Source organism: Proteus vulgaris, assembly GCF_011045815.1.
GTDB classification, from domain to species: Bacteria; Pseudomonadota; Gammaproteobacteria; order Enterobacterales; family Enterobacteriaceae; genus Proteus; species Proteus vulgaris_B.
On sequence record NZ_CP047344.1, the window covers coordinates 3,505,359 to 3,516,622 of the forward strand.

Here is an 11,264-nt window from a genome sequence, read left to right on the forward strand (position 1 = left end):
CTTATAAAAAGCCGCTTTCAGCGATAAACTGATAAGCGGTTTTTTTTATGCTTTATCTTCACATAAGATATTGTGTTATGAATTAAATTAAGATCTCAACAATATCTATATTCTTGTATTAACAAATACCTTAATCACAATTAGGTTAAAAAGAGAGGATTTACCGAATTTTATTACTCTTAACCTTATAAAGATCACAAATTTCTGGTTATCCTTGATGATTAGGTGTTTCTTATTTATTTTCTAGACTATTTAACCTATCCTAGCTTTTATTTTGAACGTTTTACCTTTTATGGATCTTACCAATATGCCAATGAAACGTACCAAATCGATTAATCGTGATGCTTTTCGTAAAGCATTTCGTCCTTATCGTCTGGCGCCTGTTGCAATCGCCATCACTGCTGTATTTGCGCTTTCAGGATGTGAAGAGAGCGACGAGACAGTTTCACTGTATATGAACGCACAAGAATGTGCTCAAGCAAACCCTTCACAAGCAGCACAGTGTGAAGACTCTTATCGCACTGCATTGCAAGAAGCGCAGCGTACAGCACCTAAATACGCAACATTAGAAGACTGTGTAGCTGAATTTGGTGATGCACAATGTACACAAACAGCATCTATAGATGGACAGCCTGTTAGTACTGAAAATGCCAATAATTTAAGCCCAGATAGCTCGCAAATGGCTCAAGCTAACTCCGGCGGTAGCTTCTTTATGCCATTAATGGCGGGCTATATGATGGGTCGCCTAATGGGTGGTGGCGCACCAGCACAACCACTGTTTAGTTCGCGTAATCCAACCAGCCCTGCAAATGGTAAATTTGTGGATGCGACAGGCCGTAACTATGGTCCTGCGGTTGGTGGTCGTCAAATGAACGTACCAAAAACAGCAATGACTCCAAAACCATCAACAACCTCAACGGTAACTCGTGGTGGCTTTGGTAATACAGTATCAAGACAAGCTGCGGCTCAACGTACCAGTGCAACGAATAATAATCGTAGCTCAACGGGTTCATCTTCTTACCGTTCAGGTGGTTAATTAACACCATGAAACGCGAAAATATTATTGAACGCCCGGATTGGCGTGAAAAAGCGACTGAATTTGGCTTTAACTTTCATACCATGTATGGCGAGCCTTATTGGTCTGAAGATGCTTATTATCAATTCTCAATGGATGAAGTTGAAACCCTAGAAGAAACCACAGAAGAGCTTCATCAGATGTGCTTACAAGTCGCTGATAAAGTGGCGAACAGTGAAGAGTTACTAACACGCTTTCAAATCCCGCGTCACTGCTGGGATTTTGTTCGTGATTCTTGGAAATCATCTCAACCTTCACTCTATTCACGTCTTGATTTAGCCTATGACGGTAAAAGTCCGGCAAAACTGTTAGAAAATAATGCAGATACGCCAACTTCACTGTATGAATCTGCTTTTTTTCAATGGATCTGGCTTGAAGATCAAGTTAATGCAGGTCGTTTACCGCAAAATGCCGATCAATTTAATAGTATTCAAGAAAAATTAATTGATCGCTTTGCTGAGCTTCGTGATCAATACGGAATGCGTTATCTGCATATGTCTTGTTGCCAAGACACTGAAGAAGATCGCGGTACAGTTCAATATTTACAAGATTGTGCTGAAGAAGCCGGCGTCACAACTGACTTTGTCTTTATTGAAGATCTGGGTTTAGGTGAGCGTGGTGAATTAACTGATCTGCAAGATCAGATAATCAGCAATATGTTTAAGCTTTACCCTTGGGAATTTATGTTCCGTGAAGACTTCTCAACTAAATTGGCTGATGCGGGTATTCGTTGGTTAGAACCTTCTTGGAAGAGCATTATCTCAAATAAAGCATTATTGCCAATGCTATGGGAAATGTTCCCTAATCACCCTAACCTGCTACCTGCTTATTTCTATGAGGGTAAAGCGCCTGATTCATTATCTCGTTATGTTATCAAGCCTCTATTTTCACGCGAAGGTGCGAATATTCGTATTGTTGAAAATGGTAAAGATATTGCTGTTGCAGATGGCCCTTACGGTGAAGAAGGCTTTATTGTTCAAGATTTCCATCCACTACCAAAATTTGGTGATAGCTATACATTAATTGGTAGCTGGCTGGTAAACGATCAATCTGCGGGTATATGCATCAGAGAAGATAGGGAGCTTATTACACAAGATCTCTCACGATTCTATCCACATATTATTTTAGATTGATAGAAATCTTAAAATTATATTGAGCACCTTATTGCTTGTTAGCGGTAAGGTGTTTCTTTATTCAAAATAGCTTTCTATTTTGATGATTTCAATATAAGACTATATTCCAGAAATGATCATATCCATAGCAGACACTATTGCTGTATGAAGCTCAGGCCTAACACACACAATATCAACTGTTCTTAACTTACTCTTTGCTACGGTTGTTATAGATTCCGTCATAACAACATATTTCTGATTATCTATTTCAATAACAGGTGCCAATATCTCTATTTGAGAGTTCTTATGTGATAACTGAGTAATCGGCATAATGACCCGAGAATCAATATCACTTAGTAGTTCATTTTGAATATCAATAAAATAAGGGTACTATTCTTTCGATTTAAGGGATTTATTACGATATATTGTGTATTGAGACATTAAATAACCCTATATTCATCATCATCAGTAAATAACCCCATTTCCTGTTCGAATTCATTAAGAGCTTGAATGCCATTTTTATTTTCAGCTTTCCACTGTTCCCGCTTTTTTTCACGAATGGCATCAGATAACATTTGATCGAGTGTTGCTGATAAATTAATTCCAAGCTCTCGCGCTTCATCCACCAATTTTACAGTTAGATACACATTAACTCCTCGTTTATCTTTTATACTCATCGTCAATGTTTTCATTATAAGCTCCATTTATGTGCATCATTTATGTGCAAAAGTGTAGAGCAGATAATTATCAACATCAAACTGGGAGATATTCAAAAAACATAATTAACTTATTTAGAGAAATATAAAAAGCATTCATCTAATAGCTATGAAGTTTATCAAAACTTTCGCCAAACAAAAATAAATCCAATATAAACAAAATGTTAAGATTATTCATTATATCTATATAGAAAATTGGAAAGATCAACAACGAGGGAAATATAATGAGTCGATACATTATATTTAATATAAAAAAGGCCAAATTCTATAAAAGTGAATTTGACCTTTAGATTTTGTAAATTGAGTTTATTGAACAATCTTATCCAATTTGAAATGTCATCATACTGAGCGATTTATTCACAATATCATTGTTCAGCAATGTCACTTTTTCACCGTCTTGTTTTAAACCTAATAGGTATAACGCAGGTAAAAAATGCTCTGCAGTTGGATGAGACAATTGCCCTTCTTGCGTTGATAAAATCGTAAAAAGATCAGTTGGCACTTTATCGCTTTGTAGACTGTGTTCTACGGTTTCACTAAACAAAAGTGCCCAAGGATAAGGTGTCGCATCGCTATTTTGCCAGTCCATCATTCTTAAATTATGAACGATATTACCGCTACCAATAATTAAAACGCCTTCTTTACGTAATTCAACCAGCTTTTGCCCTAATTCATAATGCCATTGCGCTGACTGGTTAGCATCAATGCTTAATTGAACAACAGGAATATTCGCATTGGGGTACATTTTTTCGAGTATCCCCCAACTACCATGATCGAATCCCCATTGATCCATATCGAGTTTTAATTTAATCGGATCAATAAGATCTTCAATCAGCGCAGCTAAGCCTATTGAACCTCGCGCTGGGTATTCTATTGCATATAATTCTGCTGGAAACCCATAAAAATCATGAATTGTCTTTGGTTGAGACATTGCCGTTACATAAGTTCCATCGGTATACCAATGGGCAGAAATCACTAAAATCGCTTTAGGTTGAGGAAGCGTTTCCCCTAATTTTGACCAGAGGCGAGTATATGTATTGTCTTCTAATACATTCATTGGGCTACCATGTCCAATAAATAGCGCTGGCATCATTTTTGTGTCCATAATCACCTCTTATGGCTTGTGATCTTATGGCGTTAGCATAGCGCCTTCTTACTTGAAATATAGTCAAAGAAGTATGAAATAGTTATTCAAAAAATATGAAAAAAGCCACCTAAGTTTCCTTAAGTGGCTTGAATAAGTGTGTGTGTTTTCAGTGTCGGTTATAACATGTTAATTTCAGCCAGCTTTTTTCTCCTCACGAAGACGATAAGCCACTAAGTCTTCAATAGTTAACACAGGCATATTGTGCTTTTTAGCAAAAGTAATCACTTCAGGTGCTCTCGCCATTGTGCCATCGTCATTGGTTAATTCGCATAACACTGCAACAGGTTTAAAACCGGCTAATGTTGCTAAATCAATTGACGCTTCTGTGTGCCCACCACGAGTTAACACACCACCAGGTTGGCCACGTAATGGAAATACATGACCAGGACGATTCAAATCACTTGGTTTTGCATTGTCAGCTGCCGCTGCACGTACTGTGGTTAAACGATCAGATGCTGAAACACCTGTTGTTACACCTTGTGCTGCTTCAATCGTTACTGTAAATGCTGTATGGAAATGGCTGGTGTTATTTTCCACCATCATAGGCAAATCAAGTTGCTGACGGCGTTCTTCTGTAATGCATAAACACACAATGCCACTACCATGACGAATAGACATCGCCATTTGTTCTGTGGTCATTGTTTCTGCTGCGAAAACCATATCGCCTTCATTTTCGCGGTTCTCGTCGTCGAGCACCATCACGCCTTTACCAGCACGAAGGGCTTCAAGAGCAAGTTCAACACGCTCAAATGGATTACCGAATTCGGAAAGTAGCGTCTGATTCATGGTAAAAAAACCTCAATAATTAATGAAAGTTACCAGAACCAGGGCAGTCTTAGGAGTGGATCTCTGCTTAATAAAAAATATAAGCAGAAACAACAGGAATGGATACAATGATCCTACTGATGCTATTTTATTCTCTCCCATCCAGACTTTAACTGTCGGCTCCAGAATCACACTGGATCTGCTGACCTTTGCATTACAATGGCAACACAAAGCGCTCGCGGGCTTTACTTGGATCTTCAAGTATCTACCGCCGGTGGGGACTTTCACCCCGCCCTGAGATTAACGAAGAAACTATACGCTTTAAAATTATAAGTGGCAATCATCAATCCGTGACAATACTTGTTTAATCACATAATCACTTTATGACATACGGTTATTTAACGATTTATAATAAAAAAATAACAATAATCCTGATATCTGGTTTTATTCCCTCAGTCCTCATATTACACTTAGCCTCAGCTTTCTATTTTATTTGTGAGGACTTCCCATGTTGGACCCGAAAAAACTTGAACAAGTCGCGCGCCAAATCCAAAACGTTTTGCCACAAGGTATCAAAGATTTTGGTGATGATATTGATAAAAAAATCCGCACTGTTCTGCAATCTCAATTAAACAAGTTGGATTTAGTCAATCGCGAAGAGTTTGATGTACAGACTCAAGTCTTATTACGCACTCGTGAAAAACTAACACGCTTAGAACACCGTTTAAATGAGCTAGAAGCTGGTCTGATTGCAAAACCTCAAGCTGAAGTTATCCAAGTTGAAGACGTTGAAATTACAGTAGAAACTCAAACAGAAAATAAAGCTTAATCCATTTACTTTATTAGTTATTCTCTTTATTAATAAAGCAAAAACCCTGTATCTTACCCAGACACAGGGTTATTTTTTTATATGCTCTGTAAATTAATTACTCACTATTTTAATTCTGGCCAATAGTCTTTATTTACTTCAATTAAATCATCTAGAATTGCTTTTGCGACAGTCGCGCTTGGCACAGTTTTAGACATCGTAATGGCTTGCCACAGTTTCAAATAGGATTTTTCAATCCAGGCTTCTACCACTAATTTTTCAACGGCAACTTGCTGACTCATCATCCCTTTTTGGAACAATGGAATTTTGCCCATGACTAAAGGTTCTGGTCCATGGCTTCCGACAATACAAGGGATCTCAACCATTGCTTCAGGATCAAAATTAATAATTGATCCGTTGTTAGGAACGATCAGCAACATTCTTTCTTGAGTATTAAACGCGATAGCCGTCGCAAGATCGACAATGTAAGAGGCATGTTCATCTATTTCAAGATGGCCTGCTGATGATTTACCCGCTGCTGTAATAGCTCGACAAGCACTGAAAACGTTCTTTTCTCTGTGTTCCATCACTTCATTAGCACGCGTATGATGGGGATCTGAATGCGCAACAACATAATCAGGGAACAAATAATATTTCAAGTATGTATTTGGCATAGTTGCTGGATCTAGCGCCCAAACATCTTTTGCCTTACCAAAAGTATCGTTCCAGCTTGCTTCAACAGGCTCTCCTTCTACTTTAGGAATATAACCATGCTCAGCAACATGTTTACGAATAATAGGCAGTAAATCATTACCTTGCAAGTCTTCAACTTGCGTCCACCAACCAAAGTGATTTAAGCCGTAATAGCGGACACGCATCTCCTTACGTGATTTTAATCCTGCAATCTGCGCCATACGTGACTCAATACCAATTGGCATATCACAAATATTTAAGATTTTTGCATTCGGCTTTAAGCGGCGCGTAGCTTCGGCAACAATGGCTGCTGGGTTAGAATAATTTAACATCCATGCATTTGGTGAATATTTTTCCATATATTCAACCAATTCTAATACACCACCAATAGAACGCATACCATAAGCAATACCACCAGGCCCACAGGTTTCTTGCCCTAAGACACCGTGGCGTAAAGGGATTTTTTCATCTTTTTCACGCATTGGATATTTACCAACACGAATATGAGCCATAACAAAATCAACATCCGTAAAGGCAGTTTTAGGATCTGTGGTATAGCAAAATTCAATTTCAGGTGCTTTTTCAGTAAGAATTATTTCACAAGCTTTAGCAATGGTCTCTTGCCTCTCGGCATCGTTGTCATAAAATTTGATGGCTCTTAATGGAAAACGTTTTAAATTTTCCAGTAGCATCAAAATAATACCGGGTGTAAATGTACTACCGCCACCTGCAATTACGACTGAGAACTTCTTCATTATATAGCCTCCGACAAGGTGATTTTTTGTGGATCTTCTGTCATAAGTTGTTCAATTTTGTCTCTTACTTGAGAAACGTGTAGCCCGATAATGATTTGCAATGCATGGCCTTTACGCACTACACCATGTACACCGAGCCCTTTAAAATAGACATCTGTTTCAACTACTTCATTATCAATCACTTCAATGCGTAAACGTGTTGCACAGTTATTTAAAGATTTGATATTTGCACCTCCCCCTAAACCTTCAAGAATGCCTTTAGGAAGTGCGAGTTTGTGGTCTTCTTTTGCTGTTTTTGAACTATCTGAAGCCTGTGACTTTTTATTTTTATAATCTTGTTTGCTATAAAGCTTGATCTCTTCATCATCCTCTTCACGACCGGGTGTTTTTAAATTAAGTTTGATAATTAATGTTCTAAACACCACAAACCAAATCATTGTAAAAATAAGCCCAATGACTATTTGTGTAATAATCATTCCGTAATGGTTATGAAACATTGGGATCCAATTCATAGGAAGAAAATTATCGATGATCCCTCCCCCCATATTTCCGACAACCCCAAAGTGATAAAGTGTTGTCGCTAATGTGGCAGCTAACACGGCATGAATGGCAAACAATAACGGAGAGATAAATAAGAAGGTGAACTCTAAAGGTTCTGTTATTCCCACGAATACAGCGGTCAATGCAGAGGGTATAAGTAAACCTGCAATTTTGGCTCTATTTTTAGGTGCAGCAGTAAAATAAAGAGCAAGTGCTATACCAATAGAACCAAAGACTTTGCTATTACCATGTAGTGCAAAACCCCCTTCAGGAAATAGCTCTTTTAAAGATTCAGTGCTTTGACTGAAATATTGCATATTTTGAGCCCAATCAACTTGAATTCCATGTTCAGTGACTGCAGGGCCAAAAATAAATGGGCCATAAATAAAGTGATGTAGGCCAGTAGGAATTAAAATACGTTCAAGAAATGTATATATCCAAACACCTAAAGAGCCAGATTCAACCATAAATACTTGCAAAGATTGAATACCAATTTGTACTTTTGGCCAGAAAAATAATGTTATCCATGCTAACGGTAACATAACAAAGAAACTAATTAACACAACATACGAAGTCCCTTGAAATATACCTAAAAAGACAGGAAGCTGTTTATCAAAATAACGATTATGAATACCTGTAACTATACCCGCAATAATAATCGCTCCAATAATACTGGTATCTAATGTTTTTATTCCAGCGATCATCGTTAAGCCACTATTTCCGCCAACCTCACTTGTAAAGTCCACACCAAAATAACTACCCCAAACTATTCCCATTGCATTAATAAAATAATTCCAAGTGAGAAAGCTCACCATTACAGCAAGACAAGCTCTTGCTTGTGCAGTTTTAGCTAAACCGATTGGTAAGCCAATTGCAAAAATAAGAGGCATATTACGAAAAACAGTCCATCCTCCCTCTTCAATAATATGAACAATTTGGGAAAATAAACTATCGGGTCTTAATAAATCTTCACTAATAAATAATGGATTCTGTAATAAAATGGCAATGCCTACAACAATACCTGCAAATGGAAATAGCAGGACAGGAGTAAACATGGCTCCACCAAATCGTTGTATTTGACTGAGCATAAAAATATCCTCTTATTTACTGCTACTGAAACGATGTGCTATTTAATTCATTTTTTTTCTGTAAATTCAGATTAGATTCTTTTCTCTTTATTCTCTCATCTGAAATGAGTTATTCGTGATCTGATTCATACTAATCTTTCAGGCAAAGTGATCTCATTTTTAGTTAAAAAGCAGATCACTTTTTATTTTTTGATAACGTTCACATTTTAGAGGTATAAATGATTATCCTATATATCAAAAGATTAGATTAAGATAAATTAAATAAGGAGAGCCGATTTTAAGAATAAAAAGAGGTATAAAAATGATCTACAAAGACATTGCAAAAAGCCTAAGAATTCAAATAAATTCGGCTGGATACCAAATTGGTGACCCTTTACCAGCAGAAAAATCATTAGCACAACAATACAACGTATCGAGAATGACAATACGTAAAGCAGTGGATTTATTAGTGACCGCAGGATTATTAGAGAGAAAACATGGCTCTGGGACTTATATTAAAGAAAAAGATGTCCATCATGAAAATGCTAGCCTAAAAGGCTTTGTCGAATTAATGGCAAATACAGGTCATAATGTAAAAAGTGAAGTCATAGAATTTCGTGTTATTCCCTGTCCTTTATCTATTGCCAGTAAATTACGTATCAATTCAAATGAACGTATTTTTTATTCAAGGCGAATACGTTACGTCGATAATAAACCACTTATTGTTGAAGACAGTTATATGCCTGTTAAATATTTTCGTAATTTAACTTTAACTCATTTAGAAGGGTCTAAATTTGATTTTATTGAAAATATTTGCCAAATAAAGATATCAGGAAGTTATGAAACTTTTCACCCTATTATGCCTGACAACAACATTTGTCAATTATTAAAAATAGAAACTAATATTCCAATATTAAGACTCAGCACATTATCCTATAGTACTCAGGGCGATTATATTAATTATTCAATTATGTATAGAAACACTCAAGATTATATTGTTGAGTATCATTTAAAAAGAGAACAATAACCATTAATAAAAGTATCATTAAAAATTTATAATAATTGGATTCTTTATTATAAAAAAAAGCACTCCAAAGAGTGCCTTTAGTCGTTAATTTATGCCATTATTTCTTTTTAATCGCATTAATAATGTTTGTTGTCGAAATACCGTCTTCGAAATTCAACACTTTAACTTCACCGCCTGCCGCCCAAACTTCTTTACTACCCGCGATATCTTCAGGTTTATAATCCCCACCCTTGACTAAAATATCGGGTAAGACAGAGGCAATTAAGCGCTGTGGTGTATCTTCCTCAAATGCAACAACCCAGTCTACTGCACCTAAGGCTCCGAGCACTGTCATACGTTGTTCTAATGGGTTAACAGGACGTGTTTCACCTTTTAATCGCTTAGTTGATGCATCACTATTCACAGCAACAATAAGGCGATCACCTAATTTACGTGCATTTGCTAAATAACTGACATGACCTGCGTGAAGAATATCAAAACATCCATTAGTCATCACAATGCGCTCGCCGCGCTGACGTGCTAATTCAACTGCTTGTTTTAATTGTTCTTCTTCCATTATACCAAAACCGTTGTCGGCACGGCCACGAATGGCATTTTCCAGTTCAATAGGTGATACTGTCGATGTCCCTAATTTACCCACCACAACACCCGCTGCTGCATTTGCAAGGAAGCAAGCTTCACCTAAAGGTTTACCTGCTGCTAAAGAGGTTGCTAATACACCTATTACTGTATCGCCCGCACCAGTAACATCATAAACTTCTTGGGCTTGTGTTGGTAAATGTAATGGCGCTTCATTCGCTCGAATAAGGCTCATTCCACGTTCAGAACGTGTGATCAGTAAAGCATCAAGCTCTAAATCTCGAACTAATTGCGTGCCTTTTTCCACCAGCTCATCATCGGTTTTACAAACACCGACAACTTGTTCAAATTCTGACATATTCGGCGTTAATAACGTTGCTCCACGATAACGCTCAAAATCACACCCTTTAGGGTCGATTAATACAGGAACACCCGCTTTCTTTGCAAGTTGGATCATTTCTTGAACATGAGAAAGTGCGCCTTTCGCGTAATCTGATAAAATCAGTGCGCCAATAGAAGGCAACGCCTGTTGAATACGTTCATAGATAGGCTGAGGATCAACATTGCTAAACCCTTCTTCAAAATCAAGACGGATTAATTGTTGATTACGTGAAAGCACTCGTAATTTTGTAATGGTTGGATGTGTCGCAACAGAGACAAAATCACAGCGTACATTGACCTGATTTAATGTATTACTCAATGCTTTGGCAGCTTCATCAATACCCGTTAAACCCACTAAACGTGAATTAGCACCGAGTGAAGCAATATTCATTGCCACGTTTGCCGCACCGCCGGGGCGCTCTTCAGTGGTATCTACTTTGACCACTGGCACTGGGGCTTCTGGTGAAATACGGCTTGTAGGGCCATACCAATAGCGGTCTAACATGACGTCACCGACAACCAGTACATTGGCCTTATTAAAATCCGGCAGCGTTACTTTCATCCCATACTCCACATTTATTTTCAAAATAAGCCGAAAT

At 37.5% G+C, this 11,264-nt stretch carries 11 protein-coding genes and 1 riboswitch; of the genes, 4 read left to right on the forward strand and 7 right to left on the reverse strand.

The window, feature by feature from the left end:
- Positions 1–307: 307 nt before the first annotated feature.
- A complete protein-coding gene (locus GTH24_RS16560) occupies positions 308–1,036 on the forward strand; it encodes a DUF1190 family protein (protein WP_072070058.1) in 729 nt (242 codons plus the stop codon).
- An 8-nt stretch (positions 1,037–1,044) separates the two neighbouring features.
- The gene (locus GTH24_RS16565; protein ID WP_072070059.1) at positions 1,045–2,208 is read left to right on the forward strand and encodes a glutathionylspermidine synthase family protein; all 1,164 of its coding nucleotides are present in this window, start codon (positions 1,045–1,047) and stop codon (positions 2,206–2,208) included.
- A gap of 99 nt (positions 2,209–2,307) precedes the next feature.
- On the opposite strand, the gene GTH24_RS22510 is transcribed toward GTH24_RS16565, so the two are convergent.
- The 4 genes from GTH24_RS22510 to ribB all read right to left on the reverse strand — a co-directional run bounded on the left by GTH24_RS22510 (position 2,308) and on the right by ribB (position 4,836).
- A complete protein-coding gene (locus tag GTH24_RS22510; protein WP_350223691.1) occupies positions 2,308–2,517 on the reverse strand; it encodes a CcdB family protein in 210 nt (69 codons plus the stop codon).
- Between the two features lie 110 nt (positions 2,518–2,627).
- Positions 2,628–2,879: a type II toxin-antitoxin system CcdA family antitoxin gene (locus tag GTH24_RS16575; protein WP_241253987.1), complete on the reverse strand. Its 252-nt coding sequence runs from the start codon at positions 2,877–2,879 to the stop codon at positions 2,628–2,630.
- A 343-nt stretch (positions 2,880–3,222) separates the two neighbouring features.
- Positions 3,223–4,008 (reverse strand): 4,5-DOPA dioxygenase extradiol, encoded by a 786-nt coding sequence (ygiD, locus tag GTH24_RS16580; RefSeq protein ID WP_164526719.1) that lies wholly within the window; start codon positions 4,006–4,008, stop codon positions 3,223–3,225.
- A gap of 174 nt (positions 4,009–4,182) precedes the next feature.
- The gene (gene ribB / locus GTH24_RS16585; protein ID WP_072070063.1) at positions 4,183–4,836 is read right to left on the reverse strand and encodes a 3,4-dihydroxy-2-butanone-4-phosphate synthase; all 654 of its coding nucleotides are present in this window, start codon (positions 4,834–4,836) and stop codon (positions 4,183–4,185) included.
- 125 nt (positions 4,837–4,961) lie between these two features.
- Positions 4,962–5,121, reverse strand: a riboswitch (FMN riboswitch).
- 202 nt (positions 5,122–5,323) lie between these two features.
- Here ribB and ubiK point away from each other — a divergent pair.
- Positions 5,324–5,644 carry a ubiquinone biosynthesis accessory factor UbiK gene (gene ubiK / locus GTH24_RS16590; protein ID WP_164526720.1) on the forward strand — a complete coding sequence of 107 codons (321 nt, stop codon included), beginning with the start codon at positions 5,324–5,326 and terminating at the stop codon, positions 5,642–5,644.
- Positions 5,645–5,748: 104 nt separating this feature from the next.
- Here ubiK and GTH24_RS16595 read toward each other — a convergent pair whose 3' ends face one another.
- Together GTH24_RS16595 and GTH24_RS16600 are read right to left on the reverse strand one after the other, a co-directional pair.
- Positions 5,749–7,071, reverse strand: a complete 1,323-nt coding sequence (locus GTH24_RS16595; RefSeq protein ID WP_164526721.1) for a 6-phospho-alpha-glucosidase — start codon at positions 7,069–7,071, stop codon at positions 5,749–5,751.
- Entirely contained in the window at positions 7,071–8,699 is a 1,629-nt protein-coding gene (locus tag GTH24_RS16600; protein WP_164526722.1) for an alpha-glucoside-specific PTS transporter subunit IIBC, read from the reverse strand. Before GTH24_RS16600 ends, GTH24_RS16595 begins: the two co-directional genes overlap by 1 nt.
- A gap of 301 nt (positions 8,700–9,000) precedes the next feature.
- On the opposite strand from GTH24_RS16600, the gene GTH24_RS16605 reads away from it, so the two are divergent.
- Entirely contained in the window at positions 9,001–9,705 is a 705-nt protein-coding gene (locus GTH24_RS16605) for a GntR family transcriptional regulator (RefSeq protein ID WP_087803486.1), read from the forward strand.
- 97 nt (positions 9,706–9,802) lie between these two features.
- Here GTH24_RS16605 and hldE read toward each other — a convergent pair whose 3' ends face one another.
- Positions 9,803–11,227: a bifunctional D-glycero-beta-D-manno-heptose-7-phosphate kinase/D-glycero-beta-D-manno-heptose 1-phosphate adenylyltransferase HldE gene (gene hldE / locus GTH24_RS16610; RefSeq protein WP_072070068.1), complete on the reverse strand. Its 1,425-nt coding sequence runs from the start codon at positions 11,225–11,227 to the stop codon at positions 9,803–9,805.
- Between the last annotated feature and the right edge of the window lie 37 nt (positions 11,228–11,264).

Coding starts and splice junctions, on each gene's coding strand:
- ribB (WP_072070063.1), bottom strand. CDS start 4,836: ATGAATCAGACGCTACTTTCCGAATTCGGTAATCCATTTGAGCGTGTT.
- ubiK (WP_164526720.1), top strand. CDS start 5,324: ATGTTGGACCCGAAAAAACTTGAACAAGTCGCGCGCCAAATCCAAAAC.
- ygiD (WP_164526719.1), bottom strand. CDS start 4,008: ATGGACACAAAAATGATGCCAGCGCTATTTATTGGACATGGTAGCCCA.
- GTH24_RS16575 (WP_241253987.1), bottom strand. CDS start 2,879: ATGAAAACATTGACGATGAGTATAAAAGATAAACGAGGAGTTAATGTG.
- GTH24_RS16565 (WP_072070059.1), top strand. CDS start 1,045: ATGAAACGCGAAAATATTATTGAACGCCCGGATTGGCGTGAAAAAGCG.
- GTH24_RS22510 (WP_350223691.1), bottom strand. CDS start 2,517: ATGCCGATTACTCAGTTATCACATAAGAACTCTCAAATAGAGATATTG.
- GTH24_RS16560 (WP_072070058.1), top strand. CDS start 308: ATGCCAATGAAACGTACCAAATCGATTAATCGTGATGCTTTTCGTAAA.
- hldE (WP_072070068.1), bottom strand. CDS start 11,227: ATGAAAGTAACGCTGCCGGATTTTAATAAGGCCAATGTACTGGTTGTC.
- GTH24_RS16600 (WP_164526722.1), bottom strand. CDS start 8,699: ATGCTCAGTCAAATACAACGATTTGGTGGAGCCATGTTTACTCCTGTC.
- GTH24_RS16605 (WP_087803486.1), top strand. CDS start 9,001: ATGATCTACAAAGACATTGCAAAAAGCCTAAGAATTCAAATAAATTCG.
- GTH24_RS16595 (WP_164526721.1), bottom strand. CDS start 7,071: ATGAAGAAGTTCTCAGTCGTAATTGCAGGTGGCGGTAGTACATTTACA.